This window comes from Methylobacterium sp. C33D (assembly GCF_053345825.1).
Genome location: NZ_JBKFAV010000002.1, coordinates 195440 through 219908, shown reverse-complemented (window position 1 = coordinate 219908; position 24469 = coordinate 195440). Strand labels below are relative to the sequence as shown.

The 24469-nt window shown below is 66.2% G+C and carries 15 protein-coding genes; 9 read left to right on the top strand and 6 right to left on the bottom strand.

The annotated features are described in order from the left end of the window. Nucleotides 1-4: 4 nt before the first annotated feature. The gene (locus ACLBXO_RS02405; protein WP_447684393.1) at nucleotides 5-1096 is read right to left on the bottom strand and encodes a DUF4272 domain-containing protein; all 1092 of its coding nucleotides are present in this window, start codon (nucleotides 1094-1096) and stop codon (nucleotides 5-7) included. Between the two features lie 489 nt (nucleotides 1097-1585). Here ACLBXO_RS02405 and ACLBXO_RS02400 point away from each other — a divergent pair, with 489 nt between their 5' ends. The 6 genes from ACLBXO_RS02400 (at nucleotide 1586) to ACLBXO_RS02375 (ending at nucleotide 10585) form a co-directional block, all read left to right on the top strand. After that, nucleotides 1586-3706, top strand: a complete 2121-nt coding sequence (locus ACLBXO_RS02400) for a M48 family metalloprotease (RefSeq protein WP_447684409.1) — start codon at nucleotides 1586-1588, stop codon at nucleotides 3704-3706. 7 nt (nucleotides 3707-3713) lie between these two features. After that, nucleotides 3714-4229, top strand: coding sequence for a hypothetical protein (locus ACLBXO_RS02395; RefSeq protein WP_447684392.1), 516 nt, complete (start codon nucleotides 3714-3716; stop codon nucleotides 4227-4229). A gap of 388 nt (nucleotides 4230-4617) precedes the next feature. Then, a complete protein-coding gene (locus ACLBXO_RS02390; RefSeq protein ID WP_331316799.1) occupies nucleotides 4618-4935 on the top strand; it encodes a hypothetical protein in 318 nt (105 codons plus the stop codon). Nucleotides 4936-4993: 58 nt separating this feature from the next. Beyond that, complete coding sequence (locus ACLBXO_RS02385; protein WP_419539376.1) at nucleotides 4994-6172, top strand: efflux RND transporter periplasmic adaptor subunit; 1179 nt, start codon at nucleotides 4994-4996, stop codon at nucleotides 6170-6172. A gap of 131 nt (nucleotides 6173-6303) precedes the next feature. Continuing rightward, nucleotides 6304-9492: an efflux RND transporter permease subunit gene (locus tag ACLBXO_RS02380; RefSeq protein WP_447684391.1), complete on the top strand. Its 3189-nt coding sequence runs from the start codon at nucleotides 6304-6306 to the stop codon at nucleotides 9490-9492. 214 nt (nucleotides 9493-9706) lie between these two features. Then, a complete protein-coding gene (locus tag ACLBXO_RS02375) occupies nucleotides 9707-10585 on the top strand; it encodes a hypothetical protein (protein ID WP_447684390.1) in 879 nt (292 codons plus the stop codon). A 312-nt stretch (nucleotides 10586-10897) separates the two neighbouring features. Here ACLBXO_RS02375 and ACLBXO_RS02370 read toward each other — a convergent pair whose 3' ends face one another. Genes ACLBXO_RS02370 through ACLBXO_RS02355 form a run of 4 tightly spaced genes read right to left on the bottom strand, consistent with a single transcriptional unit; the run spans nucleotide 10898 to nucleotide 16765 of the window. Further along, nucleotides 10898-12727, bottom strand: a complete 1830-nt coding sequence (locus ACLBXO_RS02370; protein ID WP_447684389.1) for a TniQ family protein — start codon at nucleotides 12725-12727, stop codon at nucleotides 10898-10900. 3 nt (nucleotides 12728-12730) lie between these two features. Further along, on the bottom strand, nucleotides 12731-13816 hold the full coding sequence (locus ACLBXO_RS02365; protein ID WP_447684388.1) for an ATP-binding protein: 1086 nt from the start codon (nucleotides 13814-13816) through the stop codon (nucleotides 12731-12733). Beyond that, the gene (locus ACLBXO_RS02360; RefSeq protein ID WP_447684387.1) at nucleotides 13809-16070 is read right to left on the bottom strand and encodes a hypothetical protein; all 2262 of its coding nucleotides are present in this window, start codon (nucleotides 16068-16070) and stop codon (nucleotides 13809-13811) included. The genes ACLBXO_RS02365 and ACLBXO_RS02360 overlap by 8 nt, the downstream gene beginning before the upstream one ends. Next, entirely contained in the window at nucleotides 16067-16765 is a 699-nt protein-coding gene (locus ACLBXO_RS02355) for a hypothetical protein (protein ID WP_447684386.1), read from the bottom strand. Before ACLBXO_RS02355 ends, ACLBXO_RS02360 begins: the two co-directional genes overlap by 4 nt. A gap of 2612 nt (nucleotides 16766-19377) precedes the next feature. On the opposite strand from ACLBXO_RS02355, the gene ACLBXO_RS02350 reads away from it, so the two are divergent. Beyond that, on the top strand, nucleotides 19378-20757 hold the full coding sequence (locus ACLBXO_RS02350) for an FAD-dependent oxidoreductase (protein ID WP_447684385.1): 1380 nt from the start codon (nucleotides 19378-19380) through the stop codon (nucleotides 20755-20757). Nucleotides 20758-20783: 26 nt separating this feature from the next. On the opposite strand, the gene ACLBXO_RS02345 is transcribed toward ACLBXO_RS02350, so the two are convergent. Further along, complete coding sequence (locus ACLBXO_RS02345; protein WP_447684384.1) at nucleotides 20784-21566, bottom strand: IclR family transcriptional regulator; 783 nt, start codon at nucleotides 21564-21566, stop codon at nucleotides 20784-20786. A gap of 161 nt (nucleotides 21567-21727) precedes the next feature. On the opposite strand from ACLBXO_RS02345, the gene ACLBXO_RS02340 reads away from it, so the two are divergent. Next, a complete protein-coding gene (locus ACLBXO_RS02340; RefSeq protein WP_447684383.1) occupies nucleotides 21728-22876 on the top strand; it encodes an alpha/beta fold hydrolase in 1149 nt (382 codons plus the stop codon). 108 nt (nucleotides 22877-22984) lie between these two features. Next, nucleotides 22985-24418, top strand: a complete 1434-nt coding sequence (locus ACLBXO_RS02335; protein ID WP_447684382.1) for a sodium:solute symporter family protein — start codon at nucleotides 22985-22987, stop codon at nucleotides 24416-24418. The last annotated feature ends 51 nt before the right edge of the window (nucleotides 24419-24469 follow it).

The following is a 24469-nucleotide window of genomic DNA, read 5'->3' as shown; positions in this document are numbered from 1 at the left end:
GCGGTCACGTCGGCGTGTCGATCGCGTCCCAGGGCGCGTCGCGGTCGTTCTGGAAGCCGGTCAGCCAGTTGAGCGCGACGTGGCGCTCCGCCACGACGTCGCCGTTGAGCCCCGCGAGGGCTGTCCCCTTCTGCCGCGCCTGCCGGACGACCCAGTGCTGCCGCCACGCGCGGTCCAGCGCCTCCAGGATCTCGCCGGACGGACGCAGGCGCGCGGACTCGGTCGCGCTGGCGTCCCGGGCGAGGGGCGCGACCGCCCGCCAGAGCGCGTCCACGTCGGCCGTGGCGTCGCTGTCGGCGATCCGGGCCGCGCTCACGCCGAGCGCCCACAGCAAGGTGTTGGCGGCCTCGTAGCGCCAGGACGCCGCGGCGGCGTCCTTCGGGTCCGCCGCCTCGATCTGGGCCCGCTCGGCCGGCGACAGGGAAGCGAAGCCGGTGGGATTCAGCGCCTTCTGTCCCGGCGCGAGCAGCGTCGTGCCGGCGCCGGAGGCCTGCCCCCAGGCGGCGATGTAGAGCAGGGCCAGAGCCCGCCGGAGCACCTCCGCCGGCGGTTGCAGCGCGAGTTCCGCCTCGCCCAGCGCCGGGGGCATGCCGGCCGGCGGTCTCGGGTCCAGATCCTCCAGGCGCTCCAGGGTCCGCACGCGGCGCGCGACGGCGTCGGGTGGATAGGGCAGACACGCCGCGGGATCCGTCTCGCCCGCGGCCGACAGGAGGAGCGCCATGTCGGGCGCGCGCACCGAGCCGTCCGGCAGGAAGAGGACGGCGTTCGCCGCGAGCGCCCAGGTCTCCACGCGGGGCAGGTCGGACGCGGCGACCGCGAAGCTGACGTGGTTGCGGACGCGCTGCAGGTGGCGCCACAGGTGGTAGCGGGCGGCGGTCATCTGCCCGTCGCCACGTCCCATGACGTAGCCGATGAACCCGTCGAGATGCGCCTGCAATGCGGGGTCGGACAGGTCCCGCCGGCCGTTCGGCGCATGGTCGAAGGCGAGCGCGGGCAGGTCGCGCACGGTCGCGTAGGCGTTGACGAGGAGCGGCTCGTCCGCCTCCGGCGCCGGTGCCGCGTCGGCGCGTCCGAACAGCCGCTTCAGCAGGTTCATGGTCTCTCCCTTCGAGTCTTCCCGCGCAGCGGCGCCGTCGAGGCTGGCATCCGCACCGGGCTCACCGTGTCCGGTCGCGCCCGCCGCAGAGTCGCAAGCGAGGCGCAGGAGCGGACGCGCGCACAGTGCGGCGGGCGTTCCGGCCGGACAAGGCGCTGACCCGGCGCCGCGCCCGGCACCGGGTCAGCGCCGGAGTCATAGTCGCAGCATTCGGTTGACCTGGCCATCCGACCGGTTAGAAAACCGGCCGTCGAATCGGATATCGATCTGGTTGCGCCCAATCTTTGTCCTCCGGAAGCTGTGGCTCGATCGCACCTATAGCTTCCTCGGTCGAGACTGTTCGTTGCGCCGGCTCGATACCGGGACGCCGATCCATCCGCCACCTTGCCGCGCCCGCGTCTCGCCATCCGGGAGTCGACCATCGCCGAAGCAGCGCCCCCGCGCGAACGCTCGCGTCCGCGCGCCCTCGCCGGCCTCCTGGCAGCGACCGTGCTGCTGCCGCTCGCGATCCTGCTGATCGGGCTCTGGCAGTCGCAGCGCGGCGTCGACGATCGGCGGGCCTTCGCGGCCGAACGCGACCGCCTCGGCGCGGTCGTGGCGGATCTGGAGGCGCGGTCTCCGCGGGACGGGCGCCCCGATTTCAGCCTGCAGTTCCGGCACGACGGCCGCCTCTACGGCGGCCCCTACGCCGTGGTGAAGGCCCGCGAGATCCGCGACCATTCGGGGACCCTCGCCGCCGTGATGGACTGGCGAAGCCGATTGCCGGCGGTCGCGGTCGCGGGGGGCGGCATCGCGGCGGCGCTGTCCGTGCTCGTGCTGCTCGTCGGCGGCCTGCTCGGGCGCCTGGGGCGCGGCTCGCGCGACGCCCTGGTCCGCGGCTTCTCGCTGGTGCGGCGGCTGCTCCCGGCCGCGCTCGCCGTCCAGATCGTGGCGGCGACCGCCGGCCTCGTCGCGGTGGTCCTCTTCGAGGCCGGGATGCTCGTCGACGGCGGCCTCGGCGGCGGCGGCGTGAAGCTCCTGGCGATCGCGGCCGGCGCGGTCGGCGGCACGATCCTCGCCGCGTGCGGCGCCCTGATCGGCCTGCGCCGGGCCCTGGTCGCCTTCGCGCCGGACCCGCTGCCGATCCTCGGGCGTCGGATCGCGCCGGCCGACGCGCCGGGCCTCTGGCGCCTCGTCGAGGCGCTCGCCGACCGGATGGGCGCGCTCAAGCCCGAGGCCCTCGTCGTTGGCCTCACCGAGGGCTTCTTCGTCAGCGCCGGCCCGGCCGTGCTCGAGCCCGGCGGCGCGCGGCTCGACGGCCGGATCCTCTACGTGCCCCTGCCCTATCTGGCCCTGCTGCGCGTCGACGAGACGGCGGCGATCCTCGGGCACGAACTCGCCCACTACGCCGGCGGCGACACCGCCTACAGCCAGCGCTTCCTACCGATCTACGCCGGCGTCGGCCGCTCCCTCGACGCGATGGCCGAGCGCGAGCGCGGCGCGCTCGGCGTGCTCGGGCCGTCGATCCGCCTCGGCCTGTTCGTGATGGAGCGGTTCCACCTCGCCGTGCGCCACTGGAGCCGGGTGCGCGAGTTCGCGGCCGACGCGGCCGGCGCCGCCGTGACCTCGACCGACGCCTCGGCCCGGGCGCTCCTGCGCTACGGCGCCCTGCGCCCGCGCGTCGTCGAGACCCTGGACGCGGCGGCCGACGCGCCGGAAGCGGCGCCGGCCGACCTCGTGGCGGCGGCGCTCGACGGCGCGATCGCGCGCGGCCTCGACGACCCGGCGACGCGCCTGGAGGACGAACAGGCCCACCCGACCGACACCCATCCGCCGGCCCGCGACCGCGTCGCGGCCCTCGGGCTGGCGATCGACGCGGACCTGCTGGCCGCGGCCGGAACCGCGCCGCCGGCCCGAGGTCGCGACCCGCTCGCCGCCTATTTCGCAGACCCGGACGGCCTGTGCAGGGCCGCGACGCGGGATTTTCTCGGCGCGGTCCGCGCGCAGGAGGCGGCCGCCCGCGCGCATCTTGAGGCGACCGCCGCGGACGTCGGAACCGAGGAACGGGTGCTGCGCGCCAGCCACCGCGCCCGCGGCCTCACGCTGGCCGCCAGCGCCGGCCTCTTCGCCGCCGCGGCACTCGCGCTCGCCCTGTTCCGGATCCCGGGCCTGTCGCCGTACGAGGCCCGCATCGTGTCGGCCGTGGCCCTGACTCTCGCGGCGGGCTTCGGCGGGGCCGGCGCCTTCGTCCTGTCGCGGGGCGAGCCGATCACCCTGATCCTGAGCCCCGCTGGGCTGACGACGCCCGGTCTCGACAGGGTCATCCCGTGGGACGTTGTGGCCGATCTCGACATGTCGCTGAGCCGCGGCGGCATCGTGACCCGCCTGCTGCTGCCGCCGGGCGCGGACTGGCCGGAGCGGACCCCGGGACGGCACCCCGTGAAGCTCGACCCGAAGCGCCGCATCGTGACCCTCACGGTCGGCCTGCCGCGCGGGATGAAGCCGCGGCATTTCGCCGACCTGATCGCCCGCTACCAGGCCGCGCACCGCGCCCGCCGCGCCCTGGCCGAGCGCGCCGCGCGCGCGACCGCCACGGCCGGCAGCCACCCTCCCGACGCCGAGCCTGTCTGAGGATCACATGGGATCGCCCACGAAGCCCGAGAGCGCCGAAACCCTGCGCCTGCCGCAGGACCGCGCGAGCTGGCGCGTCATCCTCGGCGTGGTGTTCGGCTTCGTGCTGTTCGGCGGCATCCTCGCGGCCAGCGCCGTCTACACGGCGCCCGTGCTGATCTCGGACTGGCAGATCCGCGAGGCCGCCCGGCCCGTCCCGGACGCCCGCGTGAGCGACGGCCAGTGCAGCAGCAAGCTCGTCTTCCACATCTGCGACGCGACGCTCTCGCTGCGGACGCCCCAGGGCAGCGTGACCCGCCGGGTCAACTACGTGTTCACCGGCCTGCACGCGGGCGACTACACGATCGACGTGATGGCCGACCCGGCGCATCCCGAAACCGTCACCACCGATCTCGGCCTGGACCGGCTGTGGAACCGGGCAATCACTCTCCTCGCGATCGATGGGGCGATCCTGGCCGGCCTGCTCGGCGCGCTGATCTCGATCCTCCGCAACGGGCGCGCGGCGTTCCGGACCGCAGCCTGACCGTCCGCGCGGCGGGAGGCGCCGGCGGCCGAAAGATCGTACAGGCACTCCGCGCGCGCACTAGAGCGGCCTAATATCTCAGAACGCTCTTATACTTTATGAAAATCCCGACTTTTTCTATCGATCTTAGGTATGCGGCGGCGGTCGCAGAAATCGCGAAGCCAGTTCGCCGGTTGACCCCCGCTTTCGGTAGTATGCGCGGGTTGATAACAATTTTTGTTGCAACAACTTGCGCGCGACATATGCTACCGATCTAGAACAGGCGCCCGAATCGGGTCTGTCTTGCGTATCGAACCTGTATTGTCGCAAGGCACGGCTGCCGCGCGGGGTCGCCAGACCACGGAACGACCGGGTCGTCCGGTCGACGCGACGCGCGGGTGTGCCGATCATGATGTTGACTGTTCCCGCCCTGCTGTTGGAATTGACGCTGACGACGCCGGTCTCGGACAAGATGCCGGTCTTCGACGTTCGCGGCAGCTGCCGGGCGGCGACGAAGGAGATGACCCTCGATGCCGGTCGGCAGAAACTCTGCCTCCAGGACGAAGGGTCGGCCCGCGCCGAGGTGGCGAAGAAGTGGTCCAGCTTTCCGGCGGTCGATCGGACGCGCTGCGCGGCGGAAGCGCAGCTCGACGGCCTGCCCAGCTACGTCGACCTGCTGGAATGCCTGACCCTCGCCCGGGAGGCCAAGGCCGAGGACGATCAGTAGCCGCGGCAGGACCGAGGCCGAAGACCGTCCCGTAACGCTCTCAGGTTGAGGGTCGACCGTGCCGACCGTTCCGCAGCTTCCCGGATCCCTCCGTCTCCTCGCCCTGGCGGCCGTCGCGGGCCTCACCGCCGGTTGCCACGAGTCGAACCAGTACGTCCCGCCGCCGCCGCCCAGCGTCTCGGTCGCGCAGCCGGCCGTGCGCACGGTGACGCGCTACTTCGAGCTCACCGGCAACACCAAGGCCTTCGCGGCCGTCGAGCTCGAGGCGCGGGTCCAGGGCTTCCTGGAGGCGATCACCTACAAGGACGGCGCCGTGGTGAAGAGGGGCACGCCGCTCTTCTCCATCCAGCGCAACACCTACGAGGCGCAGCTCAAGCAGGCGCAGGGCGCCCTGGCGGCGCAGCAGGCCGCCCTGGCGAACGCCCAGTCCGAATATCAGCGCCAGTCCACGCTGGGCCGGCAGGAATTCGCCTCGCAGGCGCGCGTCGAGGACGCGAAGACCAAGCAGGACCAAGCCAGCGCCGCCGTCATGGAGGCGCAGGCCAACCTCGACATCGCCACCATCAATCTCGGCTACACGCAGGTCTCCGCACCGTTCGACGGCGTGGTCACCAACCACCTCGCGGATGTCGGGGCGCTGGTCGGCATCAGCGGACCGACCAAGCTGGCGCAGCTCGTGCGCATCGATCCACTCTACGTCTACTTCAACATCAGCGAGCAGCAGGTGCTGCTGGTCAAGGAGCACCTGCTCGCCACCCATCGGACGCTGGGCGACCTGTCCAGGATCCCGGTGGAGATCGGCCTGCAGACCGAGACCGGCTATCCGCATACCGGCAAGCTCGACTACCTCGCGCCGCAGGTCGACCCGTCCACCGGCACGCTGATGGCCCGGGCGCTCATCGAGAACGGCGACCACGCACTCCTCCCGGGCCTGTTCGTGCGCGTCCGGATCCCGGTCGGGCGCCAGGACAAGGCCCTGCTGGTGCGCGACGACGCCATCGGGACGAACCAGCAGGGCAGCTACGTGCTCACGGTCGGGGCCGACGACGTCGTTTCCCAGCGGGTGGTGACGCTCGGGCCCCGGGACGGGCGCTACCGTGTGATCGAGACGGGTCTCGAGGCCGGCGACTGGGTCGTCACGGACGGCATCCAGCGGGCGATCCCCGGGGCGAAGGTCGCGCCCCAGAAGGTGGCGGTGGCCGAGGCCTCGCCCGACCCGGCGCCACTCCCGCGGTGAGCCGTCGTCCGACGCTCGCGGCGCTGCCGACGAGGCCGACTCGCCCGACGATCGGACAGTGATCTCCGCCACCCCGCGTCCCGCCCTCGCGGCGGGCCGCCCCTGAGACGCCGGCACCGAGGGCCTACGGCATGATCTCGCGCTTCTTCATCGAGCGGCCGGTCCTGGCCAACGTGCTGGCCCTGGTCATGGTACTGATCGGCGCGGTGTCGCTGCTCAACCTGCCGGTATCCCAGTATCCCAACGTCGTGCCGCCGACGGTCCAGGTCACCACCCGCTACCCGGGCGCGAGTGCGCGCACGGTGGTCGACACGGTGGCGCTGCCGATCGAGCAGCAGGTCAACGGCGTCGAGGGCATGCTCTACATGCAGTCGACCAGCGCGAGCGACGGCACCTACACGCTCACGGTCACCTTCGCGATCGGGACGGACGGCGACCAGGCCCAGGTGCTGGTGCAGAACCGGGTCGCGATCGCGATGTCGTCGCTGCCGCAGGCGGTCCAGGTTCAGGGCGTCACGACCCAGAAGAAATCCACCGCGGTCCTGCAATTCGTGACGCTGTCGGCCAGCGACGGGAAGTTCGACAGCCTGTTCCTGTCGAATTACGGCGTCATCAACGTGCAGAACGAGCTGGCCCGGCTGCCCGGCGTCGGCAACGTCACGGTGTTCGGCGCGGGCCAGTACGCGATGCGGATCTGGCTGGACCCCGACCTCGTCCAGGCCCGCGGCCTCACCCCCGACGCCATCATCAACATCGTGCAGCAGCAGAGCCAGGAGGTCACCGCGGGCGCGGTGGGGATGCCGCCGGTCCCGGCCGGACAGGACTTCCAGTACACCCTCAACGTCAACGGGCGGCTCAACAACGCCCCGGATTTCGAGAACATCGTGATCAAGGCGGACGCGCAGGACGGCGGCCGCATCACCCGCCTGCGCGACGTCGGCCGGGTCGAGCTCGGCGCGCAGACCTACAGCCAGTCCTTCACGCTGAACGGGCAGCCGGCGGCCGGCATCGGCATCTACCAGCTGCCCGAGGCGAACGCGCTGACGGTGGCGAACGCGGTCCGCACCCGGATGGCCGAGCTCGCCAAGACCTTCCCGTCGGGCCTCGTCTACGCCATCCCGTTCGACACGACGGAGTTCGTGCAGGCCTCGATCCACGAGGTCTACAGGACGCTGTTCGAGGCGGCCGTCCTGGTCCTGATCGTCATCCTGGTCTTCGTCCAGGACTGGCGCGCCATGCTGGTGCCGGCGACGACGGTGCCGGTGACGATCATCGGCGCCTTCGCCGCCATGGCGGCGATGGGCTTCAGCGTGAACCTCTCGACGCTGTTCGCGATCGTGCTGGCCATCGGCATCGTGGTTGACGACGCCATCGTGATCGTTGAGGGGGTCTCCCACCACATCGACGAGGGCCTCTCGCCCCGGGCGGCGGCCGAGAAGGCGATGGAGGAGCTGTTCGGCCCGATCATCGGCATCACCCTGGTGCTCATGTCGGTGTTCGTGCCCGCCGCGTTCCTCCCCGGCCTGACCGGGCAGCTCTACAAGCAGTTCGCCCTGGTGATCGCCGCCACCGCGCTGATCAGCGCGATCAACGCCGCCACCCTGAAGCCGACCCAGTGCGCCCTGTGGCTGCGCAAGCCGGTGCCGCCGGAGAAGCGGAACGTCTTCTACCGCGGCTTCAACCGCGTCTACGGGGTCCTCGAGCGCTGGTACGCCCGGCTGATCGCCACCATGGTCCGGCGCAGCGGCCTCATGGTCGCCGTGGCGCTCCTGCTGATCGGGCTCGCCGGATGGGGGCTGACCCGCCTGCCCACCGCCTTCCTGCCCACCGAGGATCAGGGCTACGTCCTCATCGGCGCGCAGCTGCCGGACGGAGCCTCGAAGGAGCGCACCGACGCGGTGATGCAGCGGATCAGCGCCCAGGCGAAGGCGACGCCGGGCGTCGACAACGTGCTCTCGATCAGCGGGATCTCGGTCCTCGACTCCAACGCCACCCTGCCCAATGCCGGCGTCGCCTACGTGGTTCTCAAGAACTGGGACGTCCGGGCCGAGGAGAAGGGCCAGGATCTGCGCAGCCTCTACGAGCGCTTCAACGCGATGCTGGCGGGCGTCGAGGACGCCGAAACCTTCGTGCTGATCCCGCCGCCGATCCAGGGCATCGGCAACGCCAGCGGCTTCACCATGCAGATCGAGCTGCGCAACGGCGACTTCGACTACCCGCTGCTGGAGAGCCTCGCCCGGACGATCGTCGCCGACGGGAACTCGCAATCGGGCCTCAGGAAGCTCAACACCTCGTTCCGGGCCGGCGTGCCGCAGATCGCGATCGCGGTGGACCGGGTCAAGGCCGAGGCGCTCGGCGTGACGGTCGGGCAGGTCTTCTCGACCCTCTCGAGCTACGTCGGCTCATCCTACGTCACGCAGTTCAACAAGTTCGGCCGGACCTTCCAGGTCTACGTACAGGCCGCGCCCGATTACCGGCTCCGCCCCGAGGACGTCGAGAACCTGAAGGTGCGCGCCGGCAACGGCGTGATGGTGCCCCTCGGCACCGTCGTGGAGATCAAGACGGTGCGGGGCCCGTCCCTGATCAGCCTCTACAACCTCTACCCGACCGCCACGATCGTGGGCGGGGCGGCGCCGGGCTTCAGCTCCGGGCAGGCGCTGGACCTGATGCAGCAGATCGCCGCCAAGGTGCTGCCGCCGGGCACGGGCTACGACTGGACGGCGATGTCGTACCAGGAGAAGGCGGTCGGCGCGCAGATCTACCTCGTGTTCGCCCTCGCCATCCTCCTCGTGTACCTAGTCCTGGCCGGCCAGTACGAGAGCTGGATCCTGCCGCTGGCGGTCCTGCTCGGCGTGCCGCTGGCGCTGCTCGGCACGGTCGGGGCGCTGCTGCTCCTCGGCGTCGCCAACAACCTCTACACGCAGATCGGCCTGATCCTGCTGATCGCGCTGGCGAGCAAGAACGCCATCCTGATCGTCGAGGTCGCCCGCGAGAAGCGGCAGGCCGGCCTCGACATCGCGGCCGCGGCCGTGGAGGCGGCGCGGCTGCGCTTCCGCCCGATCCTGATGACCTCGTTCGCCTTCATCCTCGGTGTCCTGCCCCTCGTCACCGCCTCCGGGGCCGGGGCCGCGGCGCGCAAGTCGATCGGCATCACCGTGTTCAGCGGGATGCTCGCCTCGACCTGCCTGGCGGTGCTGTTCGTGCCGTCCTTCTACGTGATCCTGCAGCGCATCGAGGAGCGCCGCGCGCGCGGGCGGCAGCCCGGCCCGGTCGCCGCGCCGCCTCCGGCCGGGAGAACGCCCGAAACCGGACAGGCGTGAGCCGGACCGCGAGCGCGGCCCCGGAGCGCCTCCTCTGGGCTCATGACCGGACCACCACCGATCCGCCGCCCTTCAGCATGCTCGGCCGTTGACGCCCTGACATCGCACAACCTATTAGATATAGCATAAGCTATATAGATGGGTCAGGGCTATGCCGCACGCTGGCGCTCCACGTCGCCCCTCGTCACCGGGATCAGTCCTGCGCGGCCTCGCCGTGGCGCTGGGCCTCGCCGTGGCGCTGGGGCTGGCCGCGGCACCGGCAGGGGCCCAGACCCTGCCCACCGCCGCCGAGAACCTGACGCCGGGCGACCTCGACAGCGAGCATCTGTTCGGCTTCACCGAGGGCAGCGACCTCGGCGTTCCTGGCGAGGCGGAGCTGGAATGGGAGACGAGCGGGCGCCTCGGCCGGCGCCTCGCCCGCTTCCTCGCCGTGGACAGCTCCCTCGCCCTGAAGGTGCCGCTGACCCACGAATTTCGCCTGGCCCCGGGCGTTACCTTCGACGCCTACGACGTCGGTGCGCCGAGCACGCCGGCGCGGACCACGGGCGGCTTCAACGGCGGCTTCCTCGAGACCCGGCTGCGCCTGCTGGACCGCCGGACGGCCCCGTTCGGCCTGACCCTCAACCTCGTGCCGGGCTACGGGACCGTCGACGGCGGGTCGGGCGTGCCGGCGCGCAGCTTCGGCACCGAGATCGGCCTGCTGGCCGACCGCGAGATCATCGCCGGCAAACTCATCGCCGCCGTCAATGTCGGCTTCGCGCTCTCCACGACGCGGCTGACCGTGATGGAAGCGCCCGTGCGCGGATCGGGGATCGAGGTGTCGGGCGCGCTGGCCTACTGCGTCCGGCCCGGCCTCTTCCTGGGAGGCGAGGCCCGCTATGCCCGGACCTACGACGGTCTGGGGCTCGACCGGTTCGCGGGCGAGGCCGTGTATCTCGGACCGACCGTCTACACGACCCTGTCACCTCAGGCCTGGGCCTCGTTCACATGGAGTTTCCAGGTCGCCGGGCAGGCGACGGGCGAGCCCGGCCCGCTGGATCTGTCGAGCTTCGACCGCCATCAGATGCGGCTGCGCGTCGGGTACAGCTTCTGATCGCGCCCCTGTCCCGCACCGTCGCTTTCACAGCGTCGATGGACGCACACCGACAGAAGGGTCCGCGCAGACTTTCAGGATCTTCGAAGCAGAGACGTGGCGAACACCATAGATTGTCCAATTTTCCGATCTATCTCGTTGTAATTGCTGGAATTTATTTGCGCGCATGGCTCTTCGCGCTCCAATTTGAGATCATAATCTGGCACCTATCTGAGCATAAAAAGGCGCGCCTCTGAACTCAGAGCTCGGACTGATTCCAAAAAAAAGCCCCGACTATCGCCGGGGCTTAAGCTTTAATATTTGGCCAACAACTCAAAGCAGCATTTTTCTCAAATAGAACGTTGCGCCGACCCGATCTCGCCGTATTGCGGGTATTACGCCGCGGCGATCAAGATCTTTTTTAAGCTTGAACGCGTTCGTTTCCCAACGATCGGCGAGTTCACTGAGGGAAACGTAGGTTCGCTCAAAAGCGTCGATCGTCTCTGGCATCACGATCCAGTTTGGATGTCGGTTAACTGGATTGAGACGCATCACCCGAGGGAGATAGTCGCCGGCAACGAGCGCCTGAACCACGCGTTCGCCGACTTTCATGCGAACCCGCAGCTTCTGCATGGTGTAGCCATCATGCTCCGGTCCGCGAACCTGCTCGAGAATCTCATCGGCATTGACTAGAATCGCATGGAAGCCGATTTTGTCTGGCTCCACACCAACCCAGCGGAGCTTCCGCTTTAGGATCATCCCGATGATATCCTGCATCGGGCAATATGTGCGTTTGGCCGCACGAGGAATGTCCATGAATGGCCGTTCAGGCTGGGGGTGGACGACAGCTCCCTCGACGAGCCTCCCCATGAACGCGTCGATATCCGCCTTGGCATACCGGGCCCGAATGACTTTCTCCTGGACCATGTCGCTTTTGAAAGGCTCGATGAAGCCGTTCGTCGTCAGCATGATCACGTAGGAGTACGTCGTGTGGAGATGCTCCGCTATTGCTCGGAGATTGAGGAGCTTGGTCGTGCGCCGCAGAACCGGCGCAGCGATAGCGGCATCGAAGACCACACGCCCGTTCAGGCTCGCACCACGGGGAATGATCCCATCCGCGATTAGAATCTTGAGAAGGCGATCGGGATGCTGCCCCGCCTCCGCAGCAGCGGTCATCAAGGAGTGGGTGCGACGGCGGGCCACCGGGAGCCCGACGATGATGTCTCCGGGACCGAAGGGCGCGGCGCCGAGCGCATGTTCGAACACGATACTCCGCAGTGGCGCGTAGCCTGGATCGACGCCGGGGCGCGTCAGGAGATGATTGAGTATGCCGTACATGGACCCAGGCCCGTCGTTCGACCCTTCGCGAGTATAGTGGTTGCGCAGGAGGTCATCGAGGAAGCGCAACACGGCCGGCTCGCCCCCGTGGGCGATCTGAAAGCCGACGTCGGCCGCTTGCCTCTTTTCGCCCAGTGCCAAGTTCCCGAGCGTGACCGCAGGCCCAAATAACGCCGCGGCCCCCATCGCTTCGCACGCTCGTGCGGCCGCATACCAAGGCATCTGATCGAGCAGTGGCGAGGTCTCCCGCTGCTCTTCAAAACGAGACAGGAGATAGGCTTCCGCGGCCGACGGCATCACCTCAGCCGCCGTCTCAGCGTATTCCTTCATCCGGCTGAGATGCGGCCAGATCGCCCGCGAGAAGTCGTAAGCCTGGCTCACGTGAACGAGTCCACTGATCTCGCGGAGGAGCACGTAGTGACGTGGGCAGGCCTGGATCGGTGTCAGTTGCCAGATCGTACGACCGTAGCTCGTCTCGATTGGGTTCCGCCGCGAATGCCCTTCATCTTCTGCCAGGCATCGTGGGCAGACGAACGTGCGCGTGCCACGAGACATCGTCGTAGGGAAACTCTGTCCGCGATGCGTGATGTGGCCGTTGAAGCGGACAAGACTGCTACGCACGATCTCGCCGGTAGGAATGCCCGTCAACTCGGCGAGATCGTCGAGCGCCATGGCCTGCCCGAACACGATCGGAGTGAACCGCCGGCCGAGATAGCGAAGGAATGTCCGCACCGAGGTGGTTTTGTGGATCGCCGCCAGCCGAGAACAGAAGCCGGTCACGGCCTCGCCGGGCAAGAGCGGCACGAAGGGATAGAGTCGGGCCATGGCTCATCCCCCCTGCTTTGTCGAACGCGGAGAGGGGCGATCACCCTTGTCATCGGTCCGCTGCGGTCCGTTCAGGACCCGGAACGGATCGGTCGCCTCCCAGTCATGCGCGAGGAACGGATTGTCCTGCGCTTCCACGCCTGTTTTCCGGGCATAGGCCGTGGCGAAATCATCCAAGGATAACGGGTCAGGCGAAGGCGTATCCGTCGAGAGGCGAGGCAGATTGCGCTTGAGCCGGACCCGGATCGCCTCGTGGATTCGCTCGATCGCGCATCCCAGCTGATATCCGCCAGCGTGAATGATGCGCGGTGCAAGGACATCGGTTTGGACCGTCGAGAACCCGAGCTTCGCGAGGCCGGCCAGTTTCTGGACGATCTTCCCGACTTTGCGTTCGTCCGACGCGACAGTCAGTCCCGCCAGCGGCACGAAAGCAAGCCGACGAGCGACCTGCCGCTCCCCTTCCAGAACGTGTCTGAGCTCCGGGATCCCCGACAGAATTAATCCAATCGGCCACTCATCATCGATCATCAAACACTTGAACGTGTTGAGGATCTTCTTGATCTGAATGGAGTTGGCCGGCTGCGTGATGTGATGAGCCTCGTCGATATGGAGGACTTTCGCACCCATCAGCCGTAGCTGATCCCGTACCATGTGCGCCATGCGTTGCTCCTGACGGGGAACGTCCTGTACCGGCATTCCCAGCTTGCGCAGGGTGTCGATCGCAAATCGATCGAGTTTGCAGGCTCCCTCCGGCTTGACCGTCACGAGGGGGCAGCGAGATCCAATGACGCCGTAATGCGGGAAGGCTGGGTGCTCGAGGAAAATTCGGCGCAGCATCGTACTCTTGCCAGCACCGGATGCGCCGATGATGGCGATTCCTGAAGCTTCCTCACTGCCGCACTTCACCCGTGAGTCGGTGTGCTCCAAGAGATGCTCAAGGAGTTCGTCGACATGCTCGGCGACCTCGTCGTGCTTTGGATGACGGAAGTACGCCCCACGCACCCGCTGCATGACCTCGATCCGCTGGCGCTGCTCTTCGGTCGCTACGCTCCGGAAGTGGTCGAGAGGATTGGCGATGTCATCACGCATCGGGCGTCTCCATCGCCCAGTCGCTGTCATCCTCGTCACGGTCATCCCAATCTGCGGGTGACGCGGTGGGAGGCGGCTCGGTTTCAGGACGCTGTCTGCGTGGTGATGCCGAGGGCTGGACCTGCTGGACCTTCGGCCCGGTGATCGGGATACCCTGCGCCAGCCAATCGCCGCCCGGCGGGGCGTTCATCCGCACCCGTTCCTCGGGAACATCGAACCCTCGCAGCGTCTCGGCCTCCGCCCGGTAGATTGCCTCGGCGTCGTAGGTGTGGGGCGCGATGCTGAAGCGGCGCTCAGCCTTGGCGGCGATAGCCCGGATCTGTCGAAGAGCATCAGCGACGATCGGTCGGCTCGCTGCGGCCGCGATGTCGTACCGTCGGCGCTGATCTTGGACCACGCCCAACCACGCCTGGATCGAGGCTCCCTCGAGGCCGGAGGTGGCACAGGGGATCGTCTTCCAGACCCGCCCGATCTGAACCGAGATCCAGCCGAGGTCGTCCGGATCGACCCGGACCGGGAGATCGATCTCGCCCCGATCCTTCAACACGGCCGCGAGTTCGACGGACTGGTAGTGTAGACCGAGGACGCGGACACCCCTCTTGCCGAGCTTGCGGCTGAGGTGGACGCCAAAGATCGCTCGTTGCTGATGAGCGCCTGGGGTTATACGAGAGCATCCGCTCTCGATCATAAGACGCTGCCAGCAAGCCCGAGGCGTCTCGCCATACAAGCCCTCGTGAGGAGAGTTGTGGTAGACGTCGACGTCATACAGCACGAGCGCCCGGGCCAACTCGTCCAGGAACAGGCTGGCGTTCTGGCCGGGATCGTAGTCGCCCTTGTCGCCGATGTTCGCGAACGTTTGCCCGGTGAAAAGCTGCAGGAACTGCGTCCGGGTCGTGCCGAACGAGCGCTCCACGGTGGCGCGCTTGTTCGGCTGACCGACCTGGGGTGCGACGAAGACGATGCCGAGGTCGGCGAGCATCTGACGGAATCGGTCGGACCGGAACGCGGCCCCACCGTCGGTCGCGATCGCGTGTGGGAGGCAGGCATACTCCCACGGCGTCTTGGCCCCCATCGCTGCCGCGAGCGGGGTCTTGTCGACGAGCATCATCCGCAGGAGGACGGCGGCGGCCTTGGTCGTCTCGGTCGGGGTGATGACCTCCGCCAGGATGCATTTTGAGGCGACGTCGATCGCTCGGAGCAGGATCCAGCGCTGCTTCGGTACCGCCTCCCTCTGCTCGCGGGTCATCTTCGCCCAGAGGCCGCTCTCCGCAGCCATGTGGATCAACGACACCTTGCAGCCGTCGATCTCGACGCGCTCGCCGATGCGGGTGACGTCGAATTTCCGGCGCACGCCGCAGTTCTTGCGGATGGCGTACTCGATGCCGTGCCTCGCGGCGTCCCGCTGGAAGCGAGGGATGCGCTTGATCCGAGCCCGGTACGTCGTCGCACCGATTTTTCGCAAAGGCGGCTGTCCGTCCGCCGCGCGCTTGTCGTTCTCCACGGCGAGCGCGTCCACGTAGTCCGCGTAGCACTGCTCGAATGTCGGACGCTTCAGATCGAGGTAGGCGTAGACCGCCTCGATCATCACCGCGCACTCTTCGGCGGTGTATCGGGGTTCGTGGTTGCCGCTGTTGCAGTGGCACTGGCGCACGCCCCACGCTTGGCAGCCCGCCTCCTCGTAGGCGAGGGTCCAACGCTGCAGCGTCTTCGCGCCGGGCAGGGATCGGAACTGGACGGTCTGGCCCGCCCGAACCTTCCGAGGCTTACCGGACTTGGTCAGGCTCGGACGCTTCTGGGTCGCCTTGGCGGAAGCCTTCTTGGCGCAGTCGAGCTGCATTAGCTGCGGCTTGGCGCGCACCATCGCCTCCTCGAAACCAGGCAGGGTTCGATTGACCCTCTGCTTCTCCGGCGGTGGCGGGTTGCGGCGATCCTTCGTCTCCTCCTCATAAAAGGCGCGCACGCAGGCTTCCCGCCAGCGCACGTCCGGCAGTTCCTCGGCCGGGATCTCGTCGTTGCTCTCGATGAGCGTGCGCGCGCGGGCGCGGGACCGCGGCTCGGTGTAGAACAGGGGATCCTGACGGAAGTCCGGGTGCTGCCGAGCCTCCTCGAACTGTTCGAAGCCGACGTGGTCAGTCAGGTCCGTGCCGAACGGCTGCAGGAGGTAACCGGTCTTCGTCAGGCCCTTACAGGTCAGGATCTGGCCGCCGCCGAGGATCAGGCGGTCGGTGGGATCGATCTGATAGCGGGGGGTCATCGTGCATCTCCCTGGTTGGCCGAGCGGACGAGGGCCGTGCCGTCGATGCGGGCGGTGCCCTTCATGACGATCTCGCCGGAGCCGATGAGGCGGACGATCGCCCGGAAGGCCTGGCCGCCGAGGCCGGTGGCGTCGCGCAGGTCGGCGATGCTGACGTGGCCAATGAACTCGGCCAGCGCCGTGAGCACGGCTTCCTCGACCTCGTCCGACGGGTCGCGGCTGCAGTCGTGGATGAGGATGGCGTTCTGGATGGTCGCCCGGGGGAGATCGAACTCCGTCAACGGGACGATCTCATCGGCGATCTCCGGGGAGATCCGATCGGCCAAGTCGGTTAGGAAGTCGATAAATCCGAGCTTCTCGGCTCGATCGCGCGGCTTATAGGCGAGCGCCCGGCGGGTGCCGTCGTCGAAAGTGACAACGAAGTCGAAGAAGTGTCGGCGGACGACACCCTCGGCGTCGCGATAGAGCGCCTCCTGCTGCTCGCGCACCTCGACGATGTCGCGCCGGGCGAGCACGCTGGCGAGCGTGCCGAATTCACCGAGGCTGTCCCAGAAGATCTGGCGCGGCCTTAAACCCGTGGTGACGAGCACGCCCTGCGTGGACGCCTTCGAGCGGAACTTGGTGGGGAATCGGTCGGCCAAGCTTTCGGCCGGCGACTCCCAGTCGTCGGGGGATCGTTCGATCGTCAGGGGCATCGCATCCTCGTGCGTCATTTGGCGCTTGTGGAGCGCCGAAGGGGACGGAGGCAGCCGGGGGCGTTCGCCCTGGTGGGGGCGTCGTTCCTCCGGCAGCCATTGGCTGAGGAAGCTGAGACCGGGTGGAGACTTGCAGGCGTACTCCGCCTATGGCACTCTCCACGTATGGAATCTCCGTGCCGCGGCGTTCGCGCCGTGTCGCAGGATTTTCGACTGATCATCCCGTTTTCTTGCAAGGATCGGGGGATGATCTCTCAGCTTCGAAGGCGCTTAGGTGAAAGCTTAAGCGCCTTCGTCGTTTTTGAGCTTGGCGTTGCTTGCTGTCGTGGTTGGCCTCCTGTTGGGCGACGGTGTGGATAGCGGCGCTTAGAGCTAGGGCAGAGCATGCAGCGCCTCTCAGACGATGACACTCGATGAGCGTGCCGCACGGCACGACCCCGCCCTCCTCATCCCGCCTGGGACTAGATTGTCGTGGCCAACAGATCCCAAAGGATACTGCTGGTGGAGCGCCGCTAGGGTTTCAGGCTGGGCGGCGGCAGTTTCTGGTCAAAAAGCGGCGACTGCTACGTCGCACCCCGTTCGTTATTCAGATCATCGTTTTCCTCCAATTCAGGCGATCGCGCATAGGCATTGGGTCGGCGCGTCCAAGCAGACACGACGGCCCAATAGGCCAAAATTTCGATTGAGATTTCCGAGCCCGTCGCGATGGAGTGCGGCGCAGCCGTCCGGCTACGCAGGTTCCGCAGTCCTAAGCCGCACCGCACGAGGGCAGATGCGACTGCGTTGCGCCGAGGGTTGGCAATCCCCGACTATCGCCCGCGTCCTTGAAGACGGCTCCCACCTGAGAGAGCAACGCGAACGACCGCATGGACTAAAAGACCAGGCAACTCTTCCCAGGACAAGGTGCAAGCGCGTCGATTCGTTACGACCTGCCAGCTTCCTGTGGACAACCAAGGGAACGGTTTTGGGCTTGCGACTCGCCCCAGGGTGCGCCGAGCTCGATCGAGCTTCGCCGCCACACCCTCATCGCCGGGCGTATTCCAGCGCGAATAGAGGTCATGAGCTCGCCCGAACAGATCAAACCCAGGACCGCTTCGACACCTCCTGCGGGATCCCTGACGACGCTTGCGAGATGGCTTAGGGTTTGCGTCTCGGCCTTTTCGAATGCGGTCAATATCCTGATGCGGTCGCCGGCTGCGATGGGATGGTGTCGTGTAGCCCACACCGCACGTGCGGCGCTGAGGGTCGGCTCGACTAGTATCGCAGACCTCGTCACGACCAAGATTTCGAGATCGCTTTCGATCGTCGGTCGAGAAACGGCGTCGTGGACGCCAACTACGAGCACCCGGCGGTCGGCCCGTCCGACTTCGAAGGCGATACAAGCGGGAACCTCCAACCGGGAGCGTTCCATTACATCGATCGCGGGATCCAACGCTGCTTGTATTAATAAATCTCGATGCCAGCGATGCTTATATTGGATTGGATTTCGACAGATGCCCCCGTGAAACCCGGGATAGCATCTACCTTCGCTACGGCTATCGTGAGCCGATCCAAATTCTGACGCAACTTGCAACATGTGTTTCCCGCCGCAATGGAACTCGCGCGAACACGGAAGCCTATTGCTACCTCTGTCGGCACGATCGTCTGCACCGTCATCCGCGTTTTCCAGCTCGGCTCGTCCTGCAAGCCTAGGGGAACTTCCGGCCTTTTTATGTGCTGGCCAGCTACAGAAGGGGCTATATTCGCCCCTTTTTCAACGCCCCCCACGGTCGCCCTCAGCCTTGTAAAGTGGAAAAGTGGCTCGACCTGGAACGCTGGCAGCTCCCAGCCAGGCAAGAAATTTTCGCTAAGTCAGACAGTTACACGCTCCGAGCAAGAAAATCAGTTTATCCACATGGAAGCCGCACGATGGCTCGCGCCGGGCGCGAGCCACGGTCAACCTAGCCGTTCAGTGGCGCCAGCCAGCGAGGCCGGAAGTGGCCGAAAGCGGAATGGCTGCTTCGGAGCAGATGTGCTGGAAAAGCGGACGGCTTCCTACCAACCTAGCGCGGCCGTTCGGGATGAGGTCCCCATCACCCGCAAGCAGCCGTTCGTCCAGCTGCGTTGCCAGCGTGGCCAGCGCGGGACCGACGAGGAACTTATCCTTTATTGAGACGGCAGTACAGCAACGTTCACAGCTGAATTCTAACAGGACCTGCCCGCATTAGTGCATGTTTAGATCGGATTGGCGGTGCACGATGAGCAGATTTGCGCCCTGCAGCACGTCATACCAAAAATCTTTGCGGTTATTTTCTATCTCAGGGCGTTGATAAAAGTTTCACCAAGGGCAGCGTCGAATATCACGGTAAACTCTTCGCCGGGTTGCCTCTGTTCTTCTCGGGAATGGCTCTGAACCTAACTTTAGAGTTACGTCTGTCCGGCTGTGTCGCGCTTTGATCAATGTCGCCCGAGGCGACCGGGGCACCTTCCTCCCTAGCTGTCGCCTGCTGAATGAAACCGACAGATCGGTTGAGACCCGGTCATGAAGGCCCCGTTGACGAGCGCCCCTGACCTGCTAGCATTCAAGAAAATGAACTGACGCTTCGAATATGAAGCGTCAGCGGAGGAAACAGATGCGTACGATCCATGAGCCGGCACGCGAGATCCCCGTCCTGATGGACGTCGACATCGTCGTCGTTGGGGGCGGCACGACGGGCCCGATAGCGGCTGTCGCCGCGGCACGCCGCAACAAGAAGGTTGTCCTGATCGAGCGTTTCGGATCTCTCGGCGGAAACCTCACGCTTGGCCTGAACACGAAGCCGTCGGGTGCGCTCGTCGGCGGAATCCCTCTGGAACTGTGGACCTTGGCGCGTGCCTCAGGCGCGGCGGGGCTCGACTATTTCGCGGGCACCAAGACGGGAAAGGTGAAGATCGCTTCGCCTTGCGATCCTGAGATCATGAAGATGCTGCTGACCCGCATGTGCGCGGATGCAGGGGTCGAAATTCTGTTTGAGACGGTCGTCTCACGGCCGGTTCTGGATGGGGATGCCGTGACTGGCGTCGTGATCGAGAACAAGGCTGGCCGCAGCTTCATTGGCGCGAAGGTCGTCATCGACTGCTCGGCCGATGGAGACGTCGCGGCCGGCGCTGGCGCCCCGTTCGTGATGGGATCGGGGGAGGACGGCGACGCGATGAAGATGCAGCCAGTCGGCATGTACTTCACTATGTCCGACGTCGATGTGGTCGCCCTCGCACATTGGGCGCGGCAAACGGACGACATTCCCGCGCAGGCGATTCCCGAGAATGACGCGGATCTGGATTACGGCTTGTGGCTGACAGGCTTCAATAACACGATCCGGGCCTACCGGGCTGAAACGGACATCGACCTGCCTCGAGAGAACATCACGCTGAAGACGGCCAACGGGCTCATGTACGTGAATGCGACGCGCGTTCTTGGCGTCAACGTCTTCTCTCCGACCGAGTTCAGCGCCGCCGTTGTGGAGTGCTACCGGCAGATCGTCGAGTATGCCCGGTTCCTGGTCGCGAAGGTCCCAGGCTTCGAGAAGGCGAAGATCGCTCAGATCGCGCCTGTCCTGGGCGTGCGAGAGACACGGCACGTCGTCGGCGACTACACGCTGACTGCGAGTGATGTCCGCGGCGACAAATCCTTCCCGGACAGCATCGCGGCCGATGTCTCCGCTTTTGACGTCCACGACGTGAAAGGTGCCGACGTCGATTTCCAGGGGCTGCGCCCCTACGAGCTACCTTACGGCTGCATGGTGCCGCGCGGCGTCGAGCAGTTGCTAGTCGCCGGTCGCTGCATCTCGGCGGACCATGCTGCCCACGGGCGGAGCCGCAACGTGCCGGCCTGCATGGCCACAGGGCAAGCGGCAGGCATCGCCGCAGCCATCGCGCTTGAAGGGAACACCACGGTGCGCGCCGTGCCTATCGAGCGTGTTCAAACCGCGCTTCGCGACATCGGGATGCCGCTGCACGCTGACGAACTCCGATGACCTCCTTTGATGCGGGCGGCGGGGTCTCAGCCCCGCCAGCCAAGTTGGGCGGACACCCGCGCGGCCGCCGTCAGCACTTCATCGCAAACGGAAGCCAAGTCCTTCAGCACAGTCTCGGAATCGGAGACGTTGATCGACGCAACGATGCTGCCGTCCCGGTCGTGCACGGGCGCAGACAGGCTGACGATGCCGCTGACGAAGCCGGAGATGTTGGCGGCGTAACCTTGTGCGCGCTCGCGCTCGACGGTCGCGAAAAGCTCCGCCACCGTGGTCGGCGTCTGGTCGGAGAAAGCGTGCATCGTGACGCCTTGATAGAGGGCCACGAGTTCGGCCTTGCTCATCCCGAACAGCAGCGCGCGGCCCGAGGCAACGGCGTGGCAGGGGTAGCGCGTTCCGACCGATATGTCGCCACGCAAGCGGTGGTTCGAGGCGGCACTCAGCACGTAGACGATCTCTGTGCCGTCGCGCACGCACATGTGGGCGGAGAAGCCGGTCCGGTCCCGCAGGGCGTAGACCGCCTCCCGACCGCACGACACGACCTCTGTCCCCTGGAGGTAGTCGAAGCCGAGCATCAGCACCTTCGCCCCGAGCTGAAAGGCGTTGGAGTTCGGAAGACGTTGCAGGTAGCCGTCCCGCTCCAGGGTATAGGCCATCCTGAACGCCGTCGCCCGCGACAGCCTCAGTTCGGAGGCGATGTCGGGCACGCTGATGACGCGTCTCTCGCGGTGGAAAAGGGCCAGAATGGCCAGGCCGCGGCGAAGCGCCGTCACGATGTAGCGCGCCTGTTCCGGCTCGTCTTGCGGCATCATAGGGTCGAGAATTTCCCGCTGTTGGCTGCCGGATCCGTCCGGGATTGGCGCCGTCGGATGTCCGCAAATCGCGACGGTTTTGCAAGACGGCAGGCGGCATCTCACGCTGGGCCGGGATGGTTCCGCACACGATCACCTCACCCCGCGCCGGGAGCCCGCGCATGAGCGATCCGCAGGCTGCCCTAGCCGCCCTACTGCCGTCCGGAATCCGGTCGCGGATCGTGCCGGACGTGAATGGTCTCGCGTTCCACGTGCTCGAGGCCGGGTGGGAGCAACCCGGACGTCCGGTCGTGTTCCTCCTGCACGGTTTTCCAGAGCTCGCCTTCTCGTGGCGGCACGTCATGGGGCGGATCGCTCAAGCCGGCTACCACGTCGTCGCGCCGGATCAGCGCGGGTATGGACAAACATCGCCGCAGCCAATCCCCTTCGCGCAAGATCTCGCGCCCTACAGCATCCTGAACCTCGTTCGAGATATGGTCGCGCTCGCCGCCGCGCTCGGAGTGGGCTCGGTCTCTGGTGTTGTCGGTCATGATTACGGGGCGTCGGTCGCGGCAGCCTGCACGCTCGTGCGGCCCGATCTTTTCCGCTCACTTGTGATCATGAGTTCGCCGTTTGCTGGACCGCCATCTTGGCCGCTTTCGCCGCCCCGCACGCATGACCCAATCAATGTCGACCTCGCTGCGCTTGAGCCGCCGCGCAAGCATTACCAGTATTACTTCTCAACACGGCGAGCCAACGAAGACCTGTGGCGATGCCCACAAGGGATACACGCCTTTTTGAGAGCATACTATCACTATAAGAGCGGAGACTGGCCTGGCAATCGGCCGTTCGAGCTTGCCTCGTGGTCGGCGGCCGAGCTTGCACGGATGCCGCATTATTACATCATGCTACTGGCGCAGGATATGCCCGCGGCTGTCGCTCCGGAGATGCCATCCAACGCGGAAATCGATGCCTGTACTTGGCTGACTGAAGCTGAGCTGTCGTTCTACAGTAGCGAGTACACGCGCACTGGGTTCCAGGGCGGCTTGCAGTGGTACCGCACGAGGATGGACGGTAGCTTGGCCCGCGACCTCGCGCTCTTCTCCGGCCGGACCATCGATTGTCCCGCGCTGTTCCTCTCGGGTGATCGCGACTGGGGAGCCTACCAAATACCGGGTGGTCTCCAGCGGATGCGAACCACGGTCTTCTCCGCCATGGGCGAGCCGCACTTCGTCGCGGGTGCCGGACACTGGGTGCAGCAAGAGCGGCCCGAAGCGACTGCGGACGCGGTCGTGACGTTCTTGCGCTGGGCCGGTCGAGCATCGAACTGACGTGCAGGTCGCCACGCGGCGGCACGAAAAACGAGGTCAGCGTCACGCCGAAATGGGTCAGCGGCCCGTTCGGAAAGAGAGCGCGGTAAACCCGGGAGGATCAAGTCTATGGAGGCAGTCAAAGCACATGGGACCGTTCTAACGGTCACCATTGTCATGGTCGTCGCGTATCTCGCGATCACGACCTGGCTGACATACCGCTATCGCGCCAAGACATCGGCGGATTACATGGTCGCCGGTCGCTCGGTCCCGGCTGTAGTCATCGGCGTCCTGATGATGTCGGAGTTCATCGCGCCGAAATCGACCATTGGTGTCGCTCAGGCAGCATTCGAATCCGGCATGGCCGCCTCGTGGGCGGTGGCGAGTGTGGCCCTCGGCTTTCTTTTGTTCGGACTCGGATTTGCGAAGAAGTTATACGCGACCGGGGAATATACAATTTCGGCCGCCATCGCAAAGAGATACGGCCGCTCGACACAGCTGACAGTGTCGCTGATTATGATCTACGCGCTTCTTCTCGTGCTCGTGGCGCAATATGTTAGCGGTGCCGCCGTCCTGGCATCCGCCTTCGGGCTGCCCCTTGGGATCTCATCACTTTTGATCGCCGGCATCAGCACGGCGTACTGCATGATCGGCGGCCAGAAGAGCACGGCATACGTCTCGCTCATGCATACCGTCCTCAAGATCATCGGCGTCGCCATAGTCTGCGGTGCGGCACTGACGATGAGCGGTGGCGTCACGCCAGTGATCGCTGCGCTGCCGCCGAGCTACTTCACCTGGGACGGCTCTATTGGGCTCACGACAATCATCGCATGGACCATCGCGAGCGTTGGAGCGATCTTCTCGACGCAGTTCATTGTCCAGGCGATCTCGTCACTCAAGGGCCCCCAGGATGTACGCGGCGCTTGCGCCATCTCCGCGTTGTTGTGCTTGCCGGTAAGCCTTGCCCTCGGCTTCATCGGGGTCTCTGCCAAATTTCTGTTCCCTGAGATGAAGAGCCTCTACGCGTTTCCTGTGTTCTTGAATCATCTGTCGCCGTTCCTCTCGGGCGTGGTGATGGTGTCGATCATCGCATCGATTCTCGTCGCGGTCGGAACGGTAGTGGTTGCGGCCTCCGCGTTGATTGTACGCGACTTCTACGTTCCGATGTTCAAGCCTACTCCTGAAAGGGAGCTACGGGTATCCCGATTGCTCGCTATCCCGATTGCATTCTTGCCGCTGTTGCTAGTAATTTTTGCACCCCAAGTACTTCATCTATCGTTCTTCACACGGGCCTTGCGGCTGGCAGTTACGGTTGTGGCCGTTTTCGCCTTCTACTTTCCACGCTTTGGCAGCAACCGTGGCGCAACGCTTGGTCTTGTCGGCGCGGCAGTGACCACCACGGGTTGGTACGTGATGGGCGATCCGTTCGGGATTGACGACATCTACATCGCCCTCATCACGCCAGCGGTGATCATTGGCCTGGACCGTCTGTTCCGTCGAGACAAGGTCAGCGTCGCCGCACCGGAGCAGGGTGCAGCGATTCCAGCAGCACACGTCCCGTGAAGGGGGTTAGTCTTCCGGATCGGACAGGAGACAATCAGTCGGCGAATTACG

Coding starts and splice junctions, on each gene's coding strand:
- ACLBXO_RS02405 (WP_447684393.1), bottom strand. CDS start 1,096: ATGAACCTGCTGAAGCGGCTGTTCGGACGCGCCGACGCGGCACCGGCG.
- ACLBXO_RS02395 (WP_447684392.1), top strand. CDS start 3,714: ATGGGATCGCCCACGAAGCCCGAGAGCGCCGAAACCCTGCGCCTGCCG.
- ACLBXO_RS02390 (WP_331316799.1), top strand. CDS start 4,618: ATGATGTTGACTGTTCCCGCCCTGCTGTTGGAATTGACGCTGACGACG.
- ACLBXO_RS02380 (WP_447684391.1), top strand. CDS start 6,304: ATGATCTCGCGCTTCTTCATCGAGCGGCCGGTCCTGGCCAACGTGCTG.
- ACLBXO_RS02370 (WP_447684389.1), bottom strand. CDS start 12,727: ATGGCCCGACTCTATCCCTTCGTGCCGCTCTTGCCCGGCGAGGCCGTG.
- ACLBXO_RS02365 (WP_447684388.1), bottom strand. CDS start 13,816: ATGCGTGATGACATCGCCAATCCTCTCGACCACTTCCGGAGCGTAGCG.
- ACLBXO_RS02360 (WP_447684387.1), bottom strand. CDS start 16,070: ATGACCCCCCGCTATCAGATCGATCCCACCGACCGCCTGATCCTCGGC.
- ACLBXO_RS02355 (WP_447684386.1), bottom strand. CDS start 16,765: ATGCCCCTGACGATCGAACGATCCCCCGACGACTGGGAGTCGCCGGCC.
- ACLBXO_RS02350 (WP_447684385.1), top strand. CDS start 19,378: ATGCGTACGATCCATGAGCCGGCACGCGAGATCCCCGTCCTGATGGAC.
- ACLBXO_RS02345 (WP_447684384.1), bottom strand. CDS start 21,566: ATGATGCCGCAAGACGAGCCGGAACAGGCGCGCTACATCGTGACGGCG.
- ACLBXO_RS02340 (WP_447684383.1), top strand. CDS start 21,728: ATGAGCGATCCGCAGGCTGCCCTAGCCGCCCTACTGCCGTCCGGAATC.
- ACLBXO_RS02335 (WP_447684382.1), top strand. CDS start 22,985: ATGGAGGCAGTCAAAGCACATGGGACCGTTCTAACGGTCACCATTGTC.